We start from the raw sequence: 22,209 nt of genomic DNA on the forward strand, positions 1-22,209 counted from the left end.
GGACTGAACGACGCCTTGGCGGCCGCCACTGGCGGGGTATCGGTCTGACGGTACTTCATGTAGAGCCTCATCTGGTGATCGGTAATGTGTCGGCCTGGCAAGCGAGTGATTCCTCTTGGCGGAAGAACCACTTGCATAACCAGCCGGCCGCGATCACCAGACGGCGCGATCCCCTGTGGATCGCGCCGTCGCCGGGCTCGTAACTCCGGTCGGGCTACGCCCTCCCTGCGTCACGAGCCCGGCGACGCTCTCTCATCCTGATTGACGCTACGCTTCCACCCTAATTGCCGCGCGGCACAGCACCTCAATCCGAAGGTGACCGTCCAGCAAAAGAAACGAATTTGTCCTCTGCTTGTCTCGGCAAACAACCGGTGGTTCGACCAGGCCGATCTCCCTGATAGAACAAGCAATTTGTTGGTATTTTCGGCTCGACTTTACTGCCTTGCCGATTGCGCGCACAGGCAGAATCGCAGAGATATCGATATGGACGGTGTCTGAGCTAAAGGCCTGCATTACCTCGCCCAATGCAACCGGATCTACGTATTCATTCATTGGTTTGGCCTCGCCGCGAGTCGTTCTTGCAATATTGAGGGCATCATCGCGAGGTCCTCGGCCTGCAATAGTCTGACGAACTCGGTGTCATCGCGCAGGGCTCGGATTGCTTCGACCACAAACAGCAATCGATTCTGAGTTACTTCAGCTTTCTTGATCAATAGGCGCTGGCGATCGGCCTCCTGCCTGTAGACCCGAATCATGGATTCGCTCGTAAGGGGCCTCTTGGAAGTCTGTCGTCCAAAACTCTGTCCGTGCAGATGCTTGCCGCGCCTTTGGCGCTGTTCGATTACGCGCCTAACTGCAACTAATTTTCTGCCTCGCAACTTCTTTTCGGTATAGGCCTGCGTCAGAGCGCGTTGCACGTCATTGTCGTCACATCGGGCGATCTCAATTGCCATGTTGAGAGGCAGAATGCCGGTTTCGACCGCGTGGACGAGGCGCTCTTCCCCTTTTGATAGGAGCGTGCTGATCATCCGAACGTAGTCGGGGCTGACCCCAATCTTGCCAGCAATCTCCCTTTCATCGTAACCGCGACCTCGTAGAGTGCTGATATCCTCTAATAGGTCGATTGCACGGTGCTGACGACGAGCGCAATTCTCGACCAAGCTCATAACGAGACAGTCGCTCTCCTGTGCATGAATTACGATGGACGGAATCTCTTGCTGACCTAGTTGAACGAACGCTTCTATTCGGCCCTGCCCACATACCAAGTCATATCGATAAGGCCCCCCGTCAGAAGTGCACGGGCTAACCGTGATGGGACGTTTCAAGCCAACCTTCGCTATGCTCTCTACAATCTCTTGAAAATTTCGCTGGTTGCGCGCGCGAGGGTTTAGGATGCGAATCTGGTTGATCGGTATAGTCTTGATCTCTAGCCGAGAGCCGTCCGTTATGTTTCGCGTATTCATGCGGCCTCCTCAAAGGGGCACTGTCTAGCCAGCGCATAAAGCGAATCTAGCGCGTCAAATCGATATGCATCCAAACGAAGCGCGTTGTCTTGAGCAAGCTTCAGCGGCGGTGTCGTGAGGTCGAGTCGAGGAAAGACGTAATAGTCCAATATGTCTGCGTTCGACGTGGTCAATCGGACTGCGATCGTAAGATCTGGGACGAGACTCGTGTCAAACCTCACATGCCAACGGTATCCGCTACCAGAAATGCACGATCGCGCGATCACGACGGCTGCCGTGAATTGACCATTTATGGTCAGAAGCTGATTTTGATCTACCGCGATGCGAGCGCCAGCTAGCTCGAAGCCGCGAATTACGGTGGTGACAATTGCGGGATGGGTATCCCTTATCCGGCGATTTACCTCGATATACGAGTAGTCTCGATCCGGAATATATCCGATTAGACTATATGCCCTAATCAGACTTCCGAAGCGATGCCGATAGGCGCTTGCCGAAGGCATGTCCTCTCGCTCGTCGATAATAAGCCCAGAAAGATAGCCTTCATCTTTCAGAACCTCCTGCAGCAGAGCCAAAAGTTCTTCATCGGAATAGTGAGCGCTACGAGCATCGATGATCGTGCGAGCTCGCTCAAAGAGTTCACGGCTGACTACAGAGGGAAACGCAGCGTCCGCTCTAACCCAGGTATCTGGACTGTTTACAACGCGCTTCTGCTTGAGCTTGAACGAGACGCGGTTGAAAACATTGTTTCCGATATATTTTTCGTTGGTGAGGATCTGATGGACCGAAGCACGTGTCCAAGAACGCCCTAGATCCGTGAGAGTGCCGGCCATATTTAGCCGTGCGGCAATCTCCTTCTCGGACAGTCCTCGCTCAACAAACATCTTATAGATTAGACGGACCTGCTCCACTTCCTCTATCGGCCCGAGGGTAAGCACAACTCGGTCTGTCTGAAGGCTTTTTCGATCTCCACGGTTCAGCATCGCTTTCGGCGCGCGATTTTCGTCAATCAGCTGACGCCTGAGGCCAAACCCAGCAGGTCCTCCCTGTCGGAACCCTAACTCGACCAGTCTGCATTGGCCGGCGAAGACTTTGACGGAGAGTTCTCGGCTGTATTCGCCGGCCATCACACGCTTTACGTTCTTAAGCAGGACAGATCCGATGCTGCCATCATTGTCAAACTGTTCGCCGCAATAATGAACTCGAATTCCGGCGCGAGAGCAGACATATTCGTAATATGCGCCCTCATCTGCGTCTTGGAAGCGGCCCCATCGGCTGACATCGTAAACAAGAATAGCCGAAAAGGTGGCTTGCCCAGTCTGCACTTCGCGCATGAGGCGTTGGAGGCCTTCTCGGCCATCAACTCTTAAGCCACTTCGGCCCGAGTCTTCAAAGGTCTCGACAATTTGGAAGCCTCGGCTTGCGGCATATCTTTCAATCGTCTCAAGCTGATTTTCGGTTGAATACTTCTGATGGTCAGTCGACATGCGGACGTAAGCAGCTGCGCGCTTAATGTCGCTATCACGATCTTCGGCTTTGAAAGGTCGACGTATCAAACGGCGCCCCATCGAATTGCTCTGTTTGTGCCGTCACGTTGCGGCCGCCGGGCTCAGCGATCATAGGAAGCAGGGCAAGGGAATGTCGTTTCCAAAAAGGGGCAAGATGTTTCCTGGTGAGCAGAATGATGAGCGAAAATGGAACCCATTCCAGGATCTTCGCTGCAAGGGTTGCATCTGCCCTAAACGAGGAGCTTGGAAAGACGAGTGCGCATGTGAAGATCGTAGCGGCTTGGACAGGAGCCAATGAGCGCACTGTGAAGAATTGGTTCGCCGGTCACTACGGTCCGAGCGGAGATCATCTGGTTACGCTCATCAAGCATTGCGATGCCGTCTTGATGGCGGTGCTTTCAATGGCCGATCGCGATCAGCTCGTGATGAGCGCTAGAATCGAGGACATCGAGCGGCGGCTAGCAGAACTGCTTGAAATTATTCGGCGGCGGTGAGAGATGGAGGCCCCAAGTAGACCCCGCCTGCTTTCCATCAAGCGACCTTGATATTGAGCGGCTCGGGAGCGTGGGTAGGCTTTGCTAAGTCGAGGCAAATCTGAAGATCTCATAGCGCGCCGCCAATCTATCTCGGTCAGGACGATCCCGTATTCGGTCGGGAAGGCGTATGCGGCGACCGTTCAGTTGTTTCAGGGCATCCAACATAGGGCCATCGTTTTGGCTCAGTAGCCGCTCGGATACATGTATTTCAACGTCCGGGTCGATGCCGATCAGATGTGCGTCGAAGGCAGCATGGTGGATCTTAGACAAAGGAAGCCCGTTAGAGACCACTGGCTGTCCCAGCCGCTCGTGGGCGTCGGCAACGATGTGAGCAGCGTCCAAGAGAAGGGGTTCTGGAAGTCCTGAAAGGGCGCACCGTCCACAGTAGGCGGCAATCACCGCCTCTCTGAAGGTGGCTTGATGCAAGCGTTGTTTTATCGTCCGAAGCGCGTATCTACGCTCTGGCCCCTCCGATGGCGGGATCAGGCCGTGCTCGACGGACCCGAACGCTACCCCGGCCTTTAACGAGCGACTGTCCCAGCTCGATATGAATGCCGGAAGAAATGCTTGATAACGTCCCGGTGCCACTCCGAGAAAGTATATGATCGGAATGGCGTTTTCATATGCCTCCCTTAGCCAGCGGTTGTCAGCTGAGTTGGGATCCTGGCCCATAAAGGCGTAATCTACCGTCTCGTCACCTTCGAATATCTGACGATGAACTTCCCTTTGATCGTCATACCAAACCTTAGCTCCCGGCTTAGGAAAGACGGTCTTAATAGACAGCAGATATTGCATTTGGCGAGGCTTGAAGATGCCGCGGCGCTCGTTGAGCAGGGGCACTCGCTCGCCTTGGAATACGAAGCCGGGTCTCAATTCCGTTGATGTCAGATGCGAGTGGAGCTCGGTTAGCCGTCGGACGTGCGCAAAGGCAGCAATCCGAATCGATTTGTCGAGCGTTGCCGCTTCCATAGAGGGAATCACCGAGGAGCAGATCGGAGCATACCTCTGAGTGTGACATAGCTCATGTCGGGTTCGAAAGAGAAAGTCCTCAAGTCGAACTGTGGCCCGCGTGTGCCTGGCAGCAGAAAACCCTACGCCGGAGGCAGGGAAAGCCTTAATTTGCAGAGGGAAATACCCGTTCTTATTCCAGCTTCGGAGGGCAACGCTCTATCCAGCTGAGCTACGGGTGCAGTACCTGTTCATTTAGCTGATTGGTCCCCTATCGGCAACGGCCTTGAGGGCGATTGTCCAACCTGATGCAGGCTGTAAACTGGCGGTAGAATCGCGCGAAAAGCGCCGTCTGTCCAAGGAGTTTGCCATGCGCCCGCTCGAATTTGGCTGGTATTTGCCGACGCATGGCGACACCACAGCTTATGGGCTGATGGAAGCCCAGGTGGCGGGCTCGCCGGAACTCTGCGAGCGCGTGGTGCAGGCTGCCGAAGCCGCGGGTTTTGAGTATTTGCTGATCCCGGTCGGCTCGGTGTGCTGGGAGGCCTGGATCACGGGCGCCTTCATGGCGGCGCGATCGTCGAGGATCAAGCCGTTGATCGCGGCGCGTCCCGGCTACATCAATCCGGTGCTGCTCGCCAAGATGATCTCGACCTTCGACCAGATGTCGGGCGGACGCATCTGCATCAACCTGATCGCGGGCCAGAACGAGAGCGAGGTCGAAGCCGAGGGTATCCGCTACGCCAAGGAAGAGCGTTACGCGCTGATGGATGAGGAGGTCTCCATCCTGAAGGCGCTGTGGACCACCCGCGGACCGGTGCATTTCGAGGGCAGGTTCCACACGCTGTCGGGTGCGCATATCCGGCCGCGGCCGCTGCAGCAGCCGTTCCCGAAATTCTATCTCGGCGGCGGCTCGCGGCAGGCGTGGGAATTGTCGGCGAAGCATTCCGATGTGCATCTGTTCTGGGGCGACCTGCCGGAGCGCATCGCACAGAACATCGCCGAGATCAGGACGCTGGCGCGCAGCCACGGCCGCGAGCAGGAAATCGGTTTTGGCATGCGGCTGCAGGTGATCTGCCGCGAGAACGAAGCCGACGCGTGGGAGGCGGCCGATCACCTGGTGCGTCACGCCACCGAGCGGCAGAAACAGGAGATGAAGACGCTCTACAACAATTCAGCCGCCAATCAACGGGTGCAGCAGCTTGCGCGCGAGCATGGCGATCTCCTGCTGCCGCATCTGTGGACGGGCATCACCAAGGTCCGGCCCGGCGCCGGCATTGCCGTGGTCGGCAATCCCGTCCAATGCGCCGACATGCTGCAGCAATTCATCGATGCCGGCTGCCATTCCTTCTGCCTGTCCGGCTATTTGCATGACGAAGAGGCCGAACGCTTCGGGCGACTGATCCGCCCGATCCTGGCTGAAAACAATCGCGGCCGGCTAGAGGTCCGGTTCTGATTGAACCAGAACTGAATCTCTGGATTCTTGCTTTGACGCGTTTTCTTCACGCGAACCGGTATCCACTTCGCTCGAAAACGCTTTAGCGGCGCAACTCAGGCAGGCACGATCGTCTTGCCGATCGGCCACAGCGCGATGCCGGCAAGCTTGAGATGCGCCCAGGCAAACGGCAGGCCGATGATGGTGACCGCCCAGATGATCGCCGTGAGCAGGTGACCGAGCGCAAGCCACCAGCCCGCGAGCACGAACCAGATCAGATTGCCGATCAGCCCGAGCGGGCCGGTCCCGACGTCGCTCACGCCGGTGATTTCGTCGCGGCGCGCCGCCCGCGAGCCGAACGGCAGCAGGGTGTAGACGGCGATGTTGAAGGCCGCGCGCGCCCAGGGCAGGCCGATGATGGTGATCGCCATGATGATCGCGGCGACAAGCCAGCCAAACGCCATCCACGCGCCGCCGATCAGGATCCAGAGCACATTGAGGAGGATGGAAAGAGGAGACATGGGTTCGCTCGACATTGCCTCATGGCCAGATTGCCTCATGGCCGGGCTCGCTCCCCATATTTATACGCCATCGTCGTCGCGCAAGATAGCCGCCCGATCGGCGATCGCGCGAGTTCAGGCCGAAACCCGCGCCGTCGCCTGGTCCATGTCGAGCAAACGCCTGATCTCTGATGCCGGCTTCGGCGCGCTGAACAGGAAGCCCTGCATCTGCGTGCAGCCCAGTTCGCGCAATAGTTTCCGCTGCTGCTCGGTTTCGACGCCCTCGGCAGTGGTGGTCATGTTGCGCGACGCGGCGATATTCACCACCGCCTGGACGATGGCCGAGGAACCGTCGACCTCGATGTCGCTGACGAAGCACCGGTCGATCTTGATCTTGTCGAACGGAAACCGCTTCAGGTAGCTCAGGGAGGAATAGCCGGTGCCGAAATCGTCCAGCGCGATGCGCACGCCGATGGCGCGGAGCTGGTGCAGGATCGCGAGAGCGGCTTCGTCGTCCCTGATCAGCACCGCCTCCGTGATTTCGATCTCCAGCCGATCGGGCGCGAGGCCGGAGGCGGCGAGCGCGCCCGTGATCCGCAACGCCAGCGTGTCGCATTTGAGCTGGACTGGCGAGACGTTGACGGCGAGCCGGATGTGAGACGGCCAGGCGGCCGCTTCCGTGCAGGCCGTGCGCATCACCCAATCGCCGAGCTCGTTGATCATTCCGGTGTCCTCCGCCACGGGGATGAATTCGGCGGGGGAGACCATGCCGCGCTCCGGATGGCGCCAGCGCAATAGCGCCTCGCAGCCCGCCACCTGATTGGTTCTCAAGTCCAGGAGCGGCTGATAGTGGATCTCGAAGCCGCCATCGAACATGGCTTGCCGCAGGTCCTGCTCCATGGTGAGGCGGGCCTGGGCGCTCTCGTCCATCGCCGGCTCGAAGAAGCGATGGGTCCGGCGCCCGCTTGCCTTGGCAGCGTACATCGCCAGGTCCGCATGCTTGATCAACTGGTCAAGCTCGGTGCCGTCCTGCGGCGCCAGCGCAATGCCGATGCTGGCGTCGGTGGAGAGATGGTGGCCGAGGCAGTCGCAAGGCCGCCGGATCGCGCCATGGATCTGCGTCACGAAGTCCGCGACATCCCTGGTTGCGTCGACGGCGGTCTGGATGACAGCGAATTCGTCGCCGCCAAGCCGGGCGATCAAGTCGCCAGGCTTGAGGCACGCCTTGATTCGTGCGGCCACCGTCTTCAGCAATTCGTCGCCGACATGATGGCCAAGCGAGTCGTTGATGGCCTTGAACTCGTCGATATCGATGTAGAGCAATGCGAACCGTTCGCCGCGCGTCGCCCTTTCGAGCTCGCGCGCGATCTGCGCCCGGAACAGCACACGGTTCGGCAGGTCGGTCAGCGCATCGTAATGCGCAAGATAGGTGATCCTTTCATTCGCGAGCTTGCGTTCGGTTACGTCCTCGACCACGTTGATGATATAGCGCGTCGCGCCGGTCTGATCGCGTATCCCGATGCGTTTCGAGGTGATGTAGCGCTCGCCCTTCGCCTGGGTCTTCCAGAGGTGTTCGTCCCTGTAGAAGCCGGTGGCGGATCCCAGCAGCCTTTCGTCGTCCGCGGTGATGATCCGGGCGGAGGTGGCCGGAAAGACATCGAATGCGGTCTGGCCGACGATCAGGTCGCGTGAGATGCCGAACTGCTCCTCGGCGACCCGGTTGACCAGCAGATAGCGCCGGTCGCGCGCATCTTTGACGGTTATCTGCGAGGGGATGTGATCGATGATCTCGCGCAGGAACGCGTAGTTCCGGTCGCGCTCCTGCTCCAGCCGGCAGCGCTCGGTGATGTCCTCCACGGTGGTGATCCATCCGCCGTGCTTGAGCGGCGTGCTGATGGCCGAGAACCAGCGGCCGTCCGCGCAACCCATCAGTCGGCGATCAACCCGGCCTTGCGCGATATTGTTCATGACCGCGGTGCAGAATTCGTCGACGTCGCCGTCGAACAATCGTCGGATCTGACGGTGGAGCATCAGATCGCGGAAATGGCATCCCGGCTTCATGACTTCGGTCGAGAGCGGGAACATGTCGAGGTAGCGACGATTGAAGGTGACGATGCAGCTGGCGGCGTCGTACTGCACCAGTCCCTGGATCATGTTGTTCAGCGCCGTATCGAGCCGCTGCCGTTCGGCCTTCAGCCGCTGCCGCGCCTGCCGGTTCTGCTTGTTGATCTCGCGGATGATCAGGAACAGCACGCTCGCGACCACGAGGGCGGCGAGCGCCGCTGCGACGACCAGGAATTTGGTCTGCGCATGCCAGTCGGCAAGTGCCGCGGCGACGGTGTTGGTTGCGACCACGACCGCCGGGAAATGGCCCAGCAGCGCCGCCGAACCCAGCCGCTTCATTCCATCGACCGGGCTTTCGACGCGTAGGGTATGCCGGCCTCCATTCGCCAGCACCTGTCGCATCAGCGGGGCGGAGGCGAAATTCCGTCCGATCATCTCGTCGATGCGCGGATGGCGGGCGAGCAAGGTCCCGTCGGCGTGAAACAGGGCGATGGTGGCGCTCTCGCCCGGGGCTATGGAAGCAAAGAACTTCTCATAGTTCACCGGATCGATGCGCCGTGTCATGATCCCGAGAAAGCTTCCGGCGGACCCGGTCAGGCGGTGGGCGATCACGGTATTCAGTTTGCCGTTGCGATAGCTGCGAACCGCCTCAGCGAGTACGGGCTCCGTTGCCGGGTTCGATTTGAACCTCTTGAAGTAGGCGCGCTCGGATATGTCGAGCTTCGGCACCGGGAGCGGTCCGGACCAGGTGATCAGGTGCCCGTCGGTGTCGAACAGCGAGACGTCGCCGAGATAGGACAGGCTTTTCGATCTCAGCACGTTGTGTGCTTCGGCGGTCGACATCCGTTCCTTGAACGCTTCCGGGGAGGCAAGCTCCGGAATCCGCAATTGCGAGATCAGGTCGGAAGCGATCGTCGCGGAGTCTTCGAACTGCTGGTCGAAGTGGCGTGTCAGCATCAGCACCGTGTTTTCCAGCTCGCGCTCGCTGTTGTGGAGAGCGCGCTCACGGAACTGGCCGACCATCAGGATGGTGCCGGCAAAGATCGCGGTCACCAGCAGTCCGCCGCAGAGCGTCAGCCACAGCACCGGGCCGCGGATCGTCGCGGCGAAGTGGCGGCGGAAAACCTTGGCGCGAAGAATGACCCTATGGATGTGCTTTGAAGGATTGCGCATTCCCGATTCCCGGGAGGCAGGCATACAACGCAAAATTACCACAAGCGGTTAGGAAATCCGGTTACTCTACGCTTAATCGGGGTCGTGCAATATTTCCTCGCAATGGTTGTAGGGACGTCGGTCTTCAGCGCCGATACCTGTTGGTTCGAGAGTAGGCCGGACGCGCCTCCTGCATCGCCCGGCTCGCCAGCTGAGCCCGCGATTCGCTTGTCAGCGGCATCGACGGCTTGAGGTCGTCCAGGAAGATCGGTCTCGAGAAGTAGTAGCCCTGGGCGTAGCGGATCTTGGTCGCCGCCTGCAGGTAGGTGAGCTCCTCGTGGGATTCGATGCCTTCCGCGATCACGGTCATGCCGAGCGCCTCGCTCAAGGATTCGATCGCGCGCAGGATGCCCTGGCTGCGCGGGCGCTGATGAATGTCGGTGATGAAGGAGCGGTCGATCTTGATCTCGTCGGCGGTGATGTCCGCGAGTGCCGACAGCGACGAATAGCCGATGCCGAAATCGTCGATCGAGATCCCGACGCCGATCCCGCGCAGTATCGGCAGGATCTCGTCCTGGAAATGCGACTTGGTGACGAAGGCGTCTTCTGTCACCTCGATCATGAAGCGCTCCGGGAATCCCGTCTCCTCGAGCGCGCGGGCGAACGAGCGCATGAATTCGGGATTGGCGGCCTGCTTGGCGGCGACATTGATGCTGATGGAGGCGTGAGGACCAAACGTGTCGTTGATCAGGTCGATCGATTTCACGATCTCCGCCAGCACCAGATGGGTCAGTTCATCGATCAGCCCGAGCTCGACGGCGAGGTTGACGAAAGTGCCGGGCGCCTGGATCACGCCCTCATTGTCGCGCAACCGCACCAGCGCCTCGATGCCCCTGACTTCACGTGTCCTGAGATCCACCTTGGCCTGGAAAGCGCAGCAGAAGCGCTTCTCCAGGATCGCGAGCCGCAGCGACTGCTCGATCTTCATCCGCGCAATGGCCTCGACTTCCATGCTGGCGTCGAAGAAGGCCGCGGCGCCCTTGCCACCGTTCTTGACCCGGTACATCGCGATGTCGGCGTTCTGGCGCAGCTCGTCGTAGCTTCGGCCGTGCTTTGGATAAAGGCTCACGCCGATCGAGGTGGAGGCGAAGATCTCCGACTGGTCGATGAAGAACGGCGCCTTCAATCGCTGCAGCATGAATTCGATGTAGTCGGCGACCTCCTGCTCGGTCTGGATCGGGTTGAGCAGCAGCAGGAATTCATCGCCGGAGATGCGCGACAGGAGGTCGGTTTCGCGCAAGGAGAGGCCAAGCCGCCGGGTCATCTCCACCAGCAGCGCGTCGCCGATGGCGTGGCCGTAGTAGTCATTGATGTGCTTGAAATTGTCGATGTCGAGAAAGGCGAGCGCGAAATGGCTGTTTGCGTCGTCGCGGCGCAGCAGGCTGTTGACGCGGTGCTCGATCACGCGGCGCGTCGGCAGGCCGGTCAGTTCGTCATAATAGGCGGAACGGAACAGCTGATCCTCGAACGCCTTCTGCTCGGTGATGTCGGCGGAGGTCGACAGCAACAGATTGCGGTCGGCGATCTGCACCGGCCGATGCGCGGTGAGGAACACCTGCCTGGTCGCGCCGGAAGCAACTGCTTCCTCCAGCACGGCGGAGCGGCCGCTGCGTAGCAATTCGAGACAGGTCTCGCGGCGCGCGTCCAGTTGCGAGGTCATTGCATCGCTGGCCAGCTGGAGGCGCGTCGCCGCGGCATCATTAACGACGAGGAAGTTGCCCTGCTCGTCCTGGACCGTGACGCCCGCAGGTAGCAGCCTGACGACATCACGCAGAATCTGCAATTCGGAATGAAGTTCGCTCTCATTTGTGGCCACCGCCGTGGCCATCTGAAAGTCGTGTTGTACGGGACTGTGCATGCGCGCGAACTTGGCAAAGTCCCTTGTAGTTTTGGTTAAGTGGAACTGAGAAAAACCGCGACATCTGTGTCGATAGGAGATTTCAACAGCCGCCGCCGCAATCGTCATTAACAGAGCGTCAACCCGATCATCGAGTGCTTGCGGCTGTCTTTCGTTTCGCCTTCGCTTCGGAGCGAAGCGCAAAAAAGCCTGCTCACGCCGCGGGAATCCGGCACTGCATGGTACAGTGAATACCGGTCTTGAGATAACTGACGTCGGTCTTGCCGTCGAATGGTCGCAGCGCCGATTTCAGCAGCCTGGTGCCGAAACCCGGCTCGCCGATCTTTTCCACGGCCGGTCCCTCGGTCTCGTCCCAGGTGATGGTGAGACGATCGTCGGACACCGACCATGATACCTGCAGGAAGCCGCGCGCGGAGGAAAACGCGCCGTACTTGCCGGCATTGGTGGCGAGCTCATGAAAGATCAAGGCCAGACTCACCGCGAGCTTGGCCGGCAGGAACAGGCGATCGCCGTTCAGGTTGAAGCGGACATGGCCGTAGGGACCAAGCTCGGAGATCAGGAGGTCCTGGATGTCGCATCCGTTGCCGTCAACCTTCGCGATCAGGTCGTCGGTCGCCGACAGCGCGCGGATGCGATGATCGATGCGGCTCCAGATCTGCGGCTGGTCCTGCAGCGCCTGGTGCAGCACGGCGTGAATGGTGGAGGACTTGTTCTTCAACCGGTGCTGCAATTCGTCGACCACGAGCTTGCGGTAGTCCTGCTCGCCGATCAGACGTTTGGCGATCGTCTGCTGCTCGGCGACGATCGAGCGGTAGTGCTCGACGCCCCAGATCGTGAGGCCGCAAACCACCCAGAACATCAGAAGCAACGCGATCCGCGTCGGATCGGTGACCGTGGTGCCGAAATTGAGGGCGAGGCCGAGCACGCCGCTTACAAACGCGGTCAGAACTCCGATGCGAAATCCCCCGAAGGCGCCGGCGAAGAACACCGCCGGAAAGTATGGCGTGAAGAACACGTCCGGGCGAAGCTGGGACAGGCCCCAGCGGACCCCAGTCGCCAGCGCCAGGCAGATGATCGCAAAGCCGAGGCCGAGCGCGAGCGACGGCGGGGCGTCCCCGCGCCAGCCGCACCTGAACTCGTCGATCAATCTCTTCATGGCATTGTCACTTCAGGTGATCAGCGAATCCAAAATAAGGCCGAACCGACGGGTAAGCCGCGATTTGTGGCCGGCAGAGGGCCGCAGGCCACAGCCGGCGGCATTGTTCACCGAACAGTCCGCTTGCCTTGTTCCGCCTGTGGCAGGAATATCCCACTCCATCTAATTCGACTGACAGCTTAAAGGGATTAACGATATGGGACGGTTGGACGGCAAAGTCGCGGTGATCACGGGCGCCACGAGCGGCATCGGCCTGCGCACGGCGGAGATTTTCGTCGCCGAGGGTGCGAAGGTCGTCATCGCCGGGCGCCGCATCGCCGAAGGCGAAGCCTTGGCCAAGGCGCTTGGCGCCAACTGCATCTTCCGCCAGACCGACGTCACCGTGGAAGAGCAGATGAAGGCGCTGATTGCCCTCACGCTGGACAAATTCGGTAAGGTCGACTGCCTCTTCAACAATGCCGGCGGTCCGGCGCAGACCGGCGGCATCGAGGGATTGGAGGTTGACCGCTTCGATACAGCGATGGCGACGCTGGTGCGCAGCGTCATGCTCGGCATGAAGCATGTCGCGCCGCACATGAAGAAGCAGGGCTCCGGCAGCATCATCAACAACGGCAGCATCGCCGGACGGCTTGCCGGCTTCTCCTCATCGGTGGTCTATGGCGCGGCGAAGGCCGCAGTGATCCATCTGACCAAATGCGTGGCGATGGAGCTCGGCGAGTCCGGCATCCGCGTCAACTCGATCTCTCCCGGCGCGATCGCGACCGGCATCTTCGGCAAGGCGCTGGGATTGTCGACCGACGCCGCGGAGAAGACGCCGGCCGTCATGCGTGAGGTCTACAAGACCGCGCAGCCGATCCCGCGCGCCGGCCTGCCCGACGACATCGCTCATGCCGCCGTGTTCCTCGCCAGCGACGAATCCTCCTTCATCAACGGCCACGACCTCGTCATCGACGGCGCCATCACCGGCGGTCGCAACTGGACCCAGCAGCAGCAGGGCTACGTCGTGCTCCGCAAGGCGTTTGACCAGGGCGCGGGGTAGCGACGGGAGGCGGGTCTGGCAGCCCTTCATCCTGAGGAGGGCGTCTTGGCGTGGGGTGGGCACGCGCGCTTTGCCCACCTTCGGATTCTCTCGCGCCTCACACCGGTGTCGTCCCCGCGAAAGCGGGGACCCATAACCACAGGGAGGAGTTGTGGGGCGAGCAAGCAGTTGCAGCGGAGCACACGACAGCTCCCTGTGGTTATGGGTCCCGGGTCCCAGCTACGCCAAGAGGCTTCGCCGCGGCGCGCAAGCCCGGGACGACGCGGGGAGAGATCTGATTCAAATTTCAAACAGCTCTCCGCTGTCATCGTCCGCGAAGGCGGACGATCCAGTATTCCAGAGACCGCAGTGCTTGAGCAGAGAGGTCGCCGGGTACTGGATGCCCCGCCTGCGCGGGGCATGACGATGGAGTTCGTGAGGGATACGAGTCCGCGTTCTCGCGGCATGCGTTGCCCGAGCTTTGCATCACTTTTCACCCTCCTCGAAATCAGAGGGCGCAGGGAAAGCCGGGTGCTGGTTGCACCCGTGGGTCCCGTGCAACAAAAGCACGGGGGTAGGACCACAGGTTCAACCGAAGCATTCCGGCTTTCCCTGCGCGATGGTGTTACGACTTACTTCGTGCTCTCCCCGGTGACCGGGCTCTTTTGCCACCGTCACCCTTAGGGATGTTTCCATCCCCCAGGACTTAGCGCCAGCGTCGGGGCGCCAGGACCACACGACTTCGCCGTCCGCGTGACATGCGCTCGTCAGTCGCACGCATCGCGTCCACCGCATCTCACCGCAACGTTCGTGACGATCGCGAGCCGCCCCTCATCCGGGTGAGATGCGCGGAGTTAAATCACTGATTTGCCCGACGACGGAAGCGGAATGTTTTTCGCGGAAGGGGTGGACAGACTTTTGGCCTGATTTGCCCGTCGGGTTGCTATGTCGCACCCAAACCATCCACATCGTCATTGCTTCGCTAGCGCTCGCAGTGACGGACAGCTCATGCCACGGTATTGCCCTTGACCAGCGCGGCGATTGCAGTGTCGATCGACACCGAGCCTTTGCGGGCATTGGCGCCTTTGTCCGCAAAGTCGATCCAGCCCTCGTTGAAGCCATCGATCATCTGCGTTCTCGGCAGGGGATTGCGCATGCCCTGCGCGCGAAAGATCGCCTCCCATTGCTCGCGCGGCACTGCCTCAGCCTTGACTGGCTTGCCCAGCGCCTTCGAGAACGCCGCTGCGATGGCTATGGGGCTGACGCGCTCTGCGGATTCGAGCTCGACGACGCGGACGCCGCTTCCCTCCTGCTGCAAGAGATCGGCGATGGTGCTACCGATATCGGCGGTGGCGACCATCGGCACCGCGCGATCGAGCGGTTGCAGATAGCTTCTGATGACGCCCTGATCCCGGGCCGAGGCGAGATCGAATGCCGCGTTCTCCATGAACCAGGCGGCGCGAAGGAACGTCACCGGCATGGCAAGCGTCGACAGTGCGCGTTCGAGCAAGCCGAGCTGGCTGAGCAGGTTCGGCCGCTCGACATCGGCGCCGATCGTCGAGAGTGCCACCACGCGTTTGGGCGCGCCGCGCGTCAGCGCCGCGCGCAGCGTATCGATCATCGCTTTGGCCTCGCGCCAATCGGGCGAGGGATCGAACAGCGGCGGCAGCATCACAAACGCGGCTTCCACACCCGCGAAGGCGTGGCCCAGCGCCTCGGCATCATCGAGATCGGCGATCGCGACCTCGCAGCCCAGCGCGGCCCAGCTCGCGCCCTTGGTGCGATCCCGCACGACGACCCGCGGCCGCTTGCCCTGTGCGAGCAGCGCGCGTGCGGTGGCGCCGCCGACTTTTCCCGTGACTCCCATAATGGTGTACATGTCTCTCTCCTTTTGCCTGATATGAGCGCCGCGGCCGCACGACCCGTAGCGCGGGTGAAGCGCAGCGCAACCCGGGGATGGTGTTACGCGGCGGCTGGTTACCCGGGTTACGCTGCGCTTCACCCGGGCTACGTGGTTGCATGAAGGCGGCTACCAGGGCAGGCGGTCGCCGTGCCGGTCCATGAACTTCAGGCCGGGCTTGCCAGCGCGGGCTTCCATCGCGGTGACGACCAGCGGGATGCTTTCCTCGATCGAGAGCTTGGCCTCGCTGCCGCCCATTTCGGTCCGCACCCATCCTGGCGCGATCAGCAGCATTGCGCGGGGATCGCCGGCATGCCGCTGGCTGAAGCATTTCATCAGCATGTTGAGCGCGGCCTTGCTTGAGCTGTAGAGTTCCCAGAAGCCGCGATTGGTGGCGATGCTGCCAAGCTCCGATGATATCACCGCGATGACGCCACGCGGCGGCACCTGGTCCTCGAAGGTTTCGACCACGCGCATCGGCGACAGCGCGTTGGTCACCATCATTGCAACGAAGTCCTCGACATCAGCATCGATCGGCGTGTTCTCGTGCGCAAGGCAGATGCCGGCATTGACGAGCAGGGTGTCGATGATGCGAGTCCCGAGGCGCTCCTTCAGCTTCTTGATGGACGCCGGATCGGTGGTGTCGAGGGTCTCGATCTCGAGGCTTACGGGAAAGCGCTCCGCAAGATCGTCCAGCGCTGCCGACGGTGCGCGCACGGTGGCGGTCACCTGATAGTCGCGGCCGCAATATTCCTCGGCGAGCGCAAGACCAAGCCCGCGCGAGGCGCCGATGATGAGAACGGTTTTCCTGGTTGCCATGAGAGAGGTCCTTTTCGAGATCGTTTGATCTGCTGGACGGACTCTCTCACCGCGACACTGATGATCCCAGTGCGGATGTGTCAGGGGATTGATGACTAGAGATCGTCAATGGACGAGATCGACTTGGGCCATAGCGATGCAACTCCCTCTCCCGCTTGCGGGGGAGGGCCGGGGTGGGGGCTGTCTCCGCGATTCACGCTGTCCCCGTGTGCGGAGAGAGCCCCCGCCCGACGCTACGCGCCGACCTCCCCCGCAAGCGGGAGAGGTGAAGGAGTTCGTGGCCGGCAGCTTGACTGAATTATCGCGCTTTCGTCCTCGTCTGCGCGGCCTTGAGCGCGAATTCGATGAAGGCGCGGACTTTCGCCGGCGGATGGTGCCGCGAGGGATGCAGCGCGTAGAGTGGAAAGGTTTCGCCCGGCCAGTCCGGAAACAACTCGATCAGCCGGCCCGAGTCCAGCAGCGGCTGGACGCCGATGCCGAGCACCTGTGCGATGCCGGTGCCGGCGAGGCATTCGTTGATCATGGTGCCGACATCGGTGAGCACCAGCGTACCCGAGGTCTTCACCGGCAGCACTTTCTTGCCTGCATGAAATTCCCATTCGAAGAGACGCCCGGACAGCGGGTCGATGAACTGGATGCAGGAATGATCCTGCAGTTCAGCGGGATGCTTGGGACGGCCGTGCTTCTTGAGGTAGCCGGGTGAGGCGACGGTCAGCACACGCGTCTCCAGCAATTTGCGCGCGATCAGCGTGCCGGCGGGAAGCTCGCCGAAGCGCATCGCAACGTCGATGCCATCGGCGACGAGATCGCCGACATGCTCGCGCGTGATCAATTCCAGCGTCAGCTCCGGATGCTGGCGCAGGAAGCCGCCGATGTGGCCCGACAGGATCATCCGCGAGAAATACGGATCGATGTCGACGCGCAGTCGGCCGCGGACCACGCCTGATGATCCCGACGCGGTGCTCGCGGCATCCTCGATCCCGGCCAGGAGCGGCGCCACCTGTTCATAGAAGCGGCGGCCTTCGTCGGTCAGCGCCACCGAGCGCGTGGTCCGGTCGAACAGGCGAACGCCGACCCGCGCCTCGAGCCGCGCCACCGCGCGGCTGACGCCGGAGGCGGTGATGCCGAGCGTATCGGCGGCGCGGGCAAAGCTCCTGGTCTGCACCACCGCCGCCAATACGCTTATTCCCGCCAACAGGCGGCCGTCGAAGGGCATGGCTCCACCATGACGTTGCGTCAGCAATGATGGAGCGTGAGTGTCACTTGATCAATAGCGCAGGCGCTTATGCTTCCTCTCCCGCTTGCGGGAGAGGGCCGGGGTGAGGGTGCCTCCGCGATTGACGCTCTTTGAGTGGAGGGAGCCCTCACCCGCTACGCTCTTCGAGCGCAGCGACCTCTGCCGCAAGCGGGAGAGGTGAAGCAAATTTCTCTCACGCCTTCCGCTTGGCTGCTTCCTGCAGATCGGGGGCGTTGACGGCGGGGATCGCGACGCGGCCGGGGCCGGTATGCGCGAGCGCGGCCGCGGCTTTGTCGTTCTCCATGATCTTGGCCATCACGGCCTGGCCGGCGCGTTCGAAGATGGCGCGGTTCTCGATCACGAATTTCTGCGACTTGCGCAGGCCGTCGATATAGCCGTTGATCTCGGGGATCACATAGCGCGCCACCATGTCCCAGCTTCGCCTTGTGTTTTCCGGATTGGCCCAGTCATGGGCGAAGCCGACGATGGTCCCGACGCCGCCGGAGACCTGCACCAGGTTCTTGATCATCTTCACGAGGTCGTCGGGCGTGCCGATGGTGGAGGCGGCGCCCTCCACGAACGCGGTCTTGTCGACGGCCTCATCCGGCGAGGAGAAGGCGGTCAGCCCGGGCCGCATCAGGGTGCCGACATTATATTCGTTGTGCCAGCGCATCAGCCCGGCGCCGGCCTCGCGGCGTGCCTGCTCGCGCGTCTCGGCGATGTGCCAGGACAGCAGCACCCGCCAGTTCGACCGGCTCACGGTGGTGCCGGCCTTCTTGGCGGCGTCCTCGGCGAATTGCCATTGCTGCGGCAGCGCCATCAGGCCCTGGGTCGACATCGAGCCGAGCGAGATGATGCCGATGCCGTATTTGCCGGCGAGCGTCATGCCCGAGGGCGAGATCTGCGAAGCGACCACGAACGGCATGTCCTCCTGCAACGGCAGGATCTGCAGTGCGGCGTCGTTCATCACGAACCAGTCGCTCTTTGCGGTGACGCGCTCGCCGTTGAACAGGCGGCGGATCACCGCGATTGCTTCGTCCTGGCGGTCGCGCTGTGTCATCGGGTCGATGCCGAGCGTGTGCGCGTCGGAAGCCAGCGCGCCGGGGCCGGAGCCGAAAATGGCGCGGCCGCCGGTCATGTAGTCGAGCTGCACCATGCGCTGGGCGACGTTGAACGGATGGTGATAGGGCAGCGAGATCACGCCGGTGCCGAGCTTGATCCGCTTGGTGCGCTCGCCGGCGGCGGCCAGGAACATCTCCGGCGAGGCGATCATCTCCCAGCCCGAGGAGTGATGCTCGCCGCACCAGAACTCGTCATAGCCGAGCTCGTCGAGCTGCTGGACGAAATCGAGGTCGCGGCGGAATTGCAGCAGCGGATGCTCGCCGATCGGGTGATGCGGGGCGAGGAAGGCTCCGAATTTCAGGCGCGCCATAGGGTGTTCTCTCCAGGATTATTGTTGTCGTGAGCGTGGCACCAGCCTACGGGCAGGACAGGAGCGACGCAATGCTTCGAGCCCGCGCGCCGTGCATGGTCGTAGGGCGGCCTAGCGTAGCGTAACCCGCCGCGCCCGCGCGAACGCTCCGTAGCCCGGGTGGAGCGCAGCGCAACCCGGGACCGCTCCGTCCGCGGCCAACAGCACCCCGGGTTACGCTGCGCTCCACCCGGGCTACAAACTGTCGGACTTACCTCGGAGGTAATCGCGGGAATAAGCCGAATCTGTAGCTTGCGGGTACAACAGATTTTGAACGGAGCGGCCCGCCATGCACCAGATCGTCACCTATGTCACTGGCGCTATGTCAGTGGATTCGTCGCGGCGCTGGTGGGTATTGGCGACAGTGGTCGCCGCACAATTCATGTTCGGGGTCGATGCTTTTATCGTCAATGTCGCGATCCCGACCATCGCGATGGAGCTGCACGCGAGCGCTGCCGAGATCGAAGCCGTCATCGCGATCTACCTGATCGCGTTTGCGACGCTTGTGGTCACCGGCGGGCGGCTCGGCGATATCTACGGCACAAGGAACGTGTTCGTCGCCGGCGTCGCTGGCTTCAGTCTGGCGTCGCTGTGGTGCGGGCTCGCGCAATCCGGACCTGAACTGATCATCGCGCGACTGGCGCAGGGCGCGACCGCGGCTCTGATGGTGCCGCAGGTGCTGGCGACGCTGCATCTGTTATTTGCCGATTCGGCGCGCGCCCGTGCCTTCGCCATCTATGGCATCGTGCTGGGCCTCTCCGGCGCCGTCGGCTTCCTGCTCGGCGGCGTGCTGGTGACGCTTGATCTTGCCGGGCTTGGCTGGCGCGCGGTGTTCTTCGTCAACGTGCCCTTCGGCATCGTGATCATTGCCGCGGCGCTCAGGATCATGCCGACGGTGCCGCGTCGCGCCGGCACGCGGCTCGACATTCCCGGCGCGGTCGTGCTGTTTGCGGGATTGCTGTGCCTGATCGGACCGCTGCTGTTCGGCCACGATGTGCACTGGTCGCCGTGGGTGTGGCTGGTGATGGCGGGCGGCGTTGCGATCATCGCCGCGTTCGTCCGGCTCGAACGCGCGATCGCGCACGCTGGCGGCATGCCGCTGATCGATCTCACGCTGCTGGCCGACGCAGCCTTCATGCGCGGACTGGTTGCCGTGTTCTGTTTCTTCTTCGCCAATCTCTCGTTCTATCTGGTCATCACCATGTTCATGCAGAACACGCTGCATATTCCGCCGCTTCAGGCCGGTCTCGTCTTCATGCCGGCCGCGCTCACCTTCGTGGTCGCCTCGCGCCACAGCGGCGCGCGGGCCAGGCATCGCGGCACGCTGGTGCTGATCGAAGGTTGCGCGCTGCAGATCGTGGGCCTTGCCGCGATTGCAGTGACGACGGCATTTGTTGAGGCGCCTTCCGCGCTGTCGCTTGCGCTGGTGCTGATGATCTTTGGCTACGGCCAGGGATTGGTGATGGCGCCGCTCTCGAGTGCGGTGCTCTCGACGGTGAAGCCTGCGAGCGCGGGCGCGGGTTCCGGCATGTATGGCACCACGGCGCAGATCGGCAATGCGGCCGGCGTGGCCGCAATTGGCGCCGTGTTCTTCGCAATCGAAACCACAGGCTCAGCGCGGTTGGCGCTGCATGCGGCATGCGCATTGTTTGGGCTGTCGATCATCATTTGCGCCGCATTCCTGTCATGGATGCGGCGCGCGACATGATCACAAATTAATTTTGAGATCACGAATTTACCGTCCGTCTCACAATTTCGCGGGGAATGACAGTATACGGACTTTTTATTTTGCGATGCAGCAACTATGTGATTTGGCCGAGGCTGGTCGAAATCACCTCAGGAGTTGCTGTTGTCACTTGCCAAGAACATCGAGTTCCTAAGCCATCTGCCCCGGCTGAATGGATTCAATGGGCTTGCCGCCGTCTATGGGCGAAGCCTTGCGCCAGCGGTCAATAGTCCGCTGGTCGAGACCACGGATTTCGACACGAATCCCGGCGCGCTGAAGATGTACTCGTTTGTGCCGGAAGGGCTGCCGCGCGGTGCGGCGCTCGTCGTCGTGCTGCATGGCTGCGGCCAGAGCGCGGCTGGCTACGACCTCGGTGCGGGCTGGTCGACGCTCGCGCGTCACTATGGTTTTGCGCTGCTGCTGCCAGAACAGCAACCGGCGAACAATGCCAATACGTGCTTCAACTGGTTCAATCCCGAAGACATCACGCGCGGCAAGGGCGAGGCTGCCTCGATCCGTCAGATGATCGCGCGCATGGTGGTCGATCACAAGCTCGATCCGCGCCGGATCTACATCACCGGGCTCTCCGCCGGCGGTGCCATGACGTCGGTGATGCTCGCGACCTATCCGGATGTGTTCGCGGCAGGCGCGATCGTTGCCGGCCTGCCGTTCGGCATCGCCACCAATCTGCGCGAAGCTCTCAACGGCATGATGCAGGCGCCGTCGCGCCCGGCCAATGAATTGGGCGATCTCGTGCGCGGCGCGTGGACGCATGACGGACCGTGGCCGAAGGTTTCGGTCTGGCACGGCAGCGCCGATCGCACCGTCAATCCCGGCAATGCGGACGCGATCGTGAGCCAATGGCTCGACGTGCACGGCCTGCCGGAGACGCCGATGGCCAAGACGATGATCGACGGCTATCCGCGCGAGGTCTGGTGGGATGCGAATGGCGAGACCGTCGTCGAATCCTACACCATCACCGGCATGGCCCATGGCACGCCGCTTGGCGTCGCCGCCAATGACGAACGCTATGGCGAGGCCGGCGCCTTCCTGCTCGAGGCCGGGATTTCGTCGTCGTACCACATCGCGAACTTCTTCGGCCTCACCGAACGGGCCCGTCGTTCCGCGCCGGCTCCGAGAGAAGTCGCCAAGCCGGCGATTAAGCCGACGGTCAAGCCGGTGACGAAGCCGGTCGCGAAGGAAGCGACAAAGCAGCCGACGCCCTTGCCGCGCGCCACACCCCCGCGTCAGGCTATGCCGTCACAGAGCCTCCGCCGCCGCGCCCGCGAGATCAGCGATGTGATCACCCGGGCGCTGACTGCCGCGGGCTTGATGAAATAATTCTGGCGCCGCGGTCACAA

General features: G+C 61.7%; 17 protein-coding genes. 5 read left to right on the forward strand and 12 right to left on the reverse strand.

What is annotated here, in order from left to right:
• Positions 1-267 precede the first annotated feature (267 nt).
• Genes K288_RS0130850 through K288_RS0130860 form a run of 3 tightly spaced genes read right to left on the reverse strand, consistent with a single transcriptional unit; the run spans position 268 to position 3,028 of the window.
• On the reverse strand, positions 268-552 hold the full coding sequence (locus tag K288_RS0130850) for a hypothetical protein (protein ID WP_027583019.1): 285 nt from the start codon (positions 550-552) through the stop codon (positions 268-270).
• A complete protein-coding gene (locus K288_RS0130855) occupies positions 549-1,463 on the reverse strand; it encodes a plasmid partitioning protein RepB C-terminal domain-containing protein (protein ID WP_043161186.1) in 915 nt (304 codons plus the stop codon). Before K288_RS0130855 ends, K288_RS0130850 begins: the two co-directional genes overlap by 4 nt.
• Positions 1,460-3,028, reverse strand: coding sequence for a recombinase family protein (locus K288_RS0130860; protein WP_043161189.1), 1,569 nt, complete (start codon positions 3,026-3,028; stop codon positions 1,460-1,462). The genes K288_RS0130855 and K288_RS0130860 overlap by 4 nt, the downstream gene beginning before the upstream one ends.
• A 113-nt stretch (positions 3,029-3,141) precedes the next feature.
• On the opposite strand from K288_RS0130860, the gene K288_RS0130865 reads away from it, so the two are divergent.
• A complete protein-coding gene (locus tag K288_RS0130865; protein ID WP_027583022.1) occupies positions 3,142-3,462 on the forward strand; it encodes a hypothetical protein in 321 nt (106 codons plus the stop codon).
• Between the two features lie 84 nt (positions 3,463-3,546).
• Here the strand turns inward: K288_RS0130865 and K288_RS0130870 are convergent, their stop codons facing one another.
• On the reverse strand, positions 3,547-4,473 hold the full coding sequence (locus tag K288_RS0130870) for an HNH endonuclease signature motif containing protein (protein ID WP_027583023.1): 927 nt from the start codon (positions 4,471-4,473) through the stop codon (positions 3,547-3,549).
• Between the two features lie 349 nt (positions 4,474-4,822).
• Here K288_RS0130870 and K288_RS0130875 point away from each other — a divergent pair, with 349 nt between their 5' ends.
• Positions 4,823-5,908: an LLM class flavin-dependent oxidoreductase gene (locus K288_RS0130875; protein WP_027583024.1), complete on the forward strand. Its 1,086-nt coding sequence runs from the start codon at positions 4,823-4,825 to the stop codon at positions 5,906-5,908.
• Between the two features lie 95 nt (positions 5,909-6,003).
• On the opposite strand, the gene K288_RS0130880 is transcribed toward K288_RS0130875, so the two are convergent.
• The 4 genes from K288_RS0130880 to K288_RS0130895 form a co-directional block, all read right to left on the reverse strand.
• Positions 6,004-6,408 (reverse strand): YccF domain-containing protein, encoded by a 405-nt coding sequence (locus K288_RS0130880; protein ID WP_027583025.1) that lies wholly within the window; start codon positions 6,406-6,408, stop codon positions 6,004-6,006.
• 114 nt (positions 6,409-6,522) lie between these two features.
• A complete protein-coding gene (locus tag K288_RS47070) occupies positions 6,523-9,624 on the reverse strand; it encodes an EAL domain-containing protein (RefSeq protein WP_084799831.1) in 3,102 nt (1,033 codons plus the stop codon).
• Between the two features lie 124 nt (positions 9,625-9,748).
• Entirely contained in the window at positions 9,749-11,491 is a 1,743-nt protein-coding gene (locus tag K288_RS0130890) for an EAL domain-containing protein (protein WP_201449748.1), read from the reverse strand.
• Between the two features lie 223 nt (positions 11,492-11,714).
• On the reverse strand, positions 11,715-12,677 hold the full coding sequence (locus K288_RS0130895) for an HWE histidine kinase domain-containing protein (protein ID WP_027583027.1): 963 nt from the start codon (positions 12,675-12,677) through the stop codon (positions 11,715-11,717).
• Positions 12,678-12,873: 196 nt separating this feature from the next.
• Here K288_RS0130895 and K288_RS0130900 point away from each other — a divergent pair, with 196 nt between their 5' ends.
• Complete coding sequence (locus K288_RS0130900; protein ID WP_027583028.1) at positions 12,874-13,716, forward strand: glucose 1-dehydrogenase; 843 nt, start codon at positions 12,874-12,876, stop codon at positions 13,714-13,716.
• A 985-nt stretch (positions 13,717-14,701) separates the two neighbouring features.
• On the opposite strand, the gene K288_RS0130905 is transcribed toward K288_RS0130900, so the two are convergent.
• The 4 genes from K288_RS0130905 to K288_RS0130920 form a co-directional block, all read right to left on the reverse strand.
• Positions 14,702-15,574, reverse strand: a complete 873-nt coding sequence (locus tag K288_RS0130905; RefSeq protein WP_027583029.1) for an NmrA family NAD(P)-binding protein — start codon at positions 15,572-15,574, stop codon at positions 14,702-14,704.
• A gap of 150 nt (positions 15,575-15,724) precedes the next feature.
• The gene (locus K288_RS0130910) at positions 15,725-16,414 is read right to left on the reverse strand and encodes an SDR family NAD(P)-dependent oxidoreductase (protein WP_027583030.1); all 690 of its coding nucleotides are present in this window, start codon (positions 16,412-16,414) and stop codon (positions 15,725-15,727) included.
• 298 nt (positions 16,415-16,712) lie between these two features.
• Entirely contained in the window at positions 16,713-17,630 is a 918-nt protein-coding gene (locus K288_RS0130915; protein ID WP_027583031.1) for a LysR family transcriptional regulator, read from the reverse strand.
• A gap of 214 nt (positions 17,631-17,844) precedes the next feature.
• Positions 17,845-19,083: an LLM class flavin-dependent oxidoreductase gene (locus tag K288_RS0130920; protein ID WP_027583032.1), complete on the reverse strand. Its 1,239-nt coding sequence runs from the start codon at positions 19,081-19,083 to the stop codon at positions 17,845-17,847.
• Between the two features lie 328 nt (positions 19,084-19,411).
• Between K288_RS0130920 and K288_RS0130925 the strand changes: the two genes are divergently transcribed.
• A complete protein-coding gene (locus K288_RS0130925; RefSeq protein ID WP_027583033.1) occupies positions 19,412-20,830 on the forward strand; it encodes an MFS transporter in 1,419 nt (472 codons plus the stop codon).
• A gap of 141 nt (positions 20,831-20,971) precedes the next feature.
• Positions 20,972-22,189, forward strand: coding sequence for a PHB depolymerase family esterase (locus K288_RS0130930; protein ID WP_027583034.1), 1,218 nt, complete (start codon positions 20,972-20,974; stop codon positions 22,187-22,189).
• The last annotated feature ends 20 nt before the right edge of the window (positions 22,190-22,209 follow it).

Source organism: Bradyrhizobium sp. Ai1a-2 (assembly GCF_000426245.1).
Classification (GTDB): domain Bacteria; phylum Pseudomonadota; class Alphaproteobacteria; order Rhizobiales; family Xanthobacteraceae; genus Bradyrhizobium.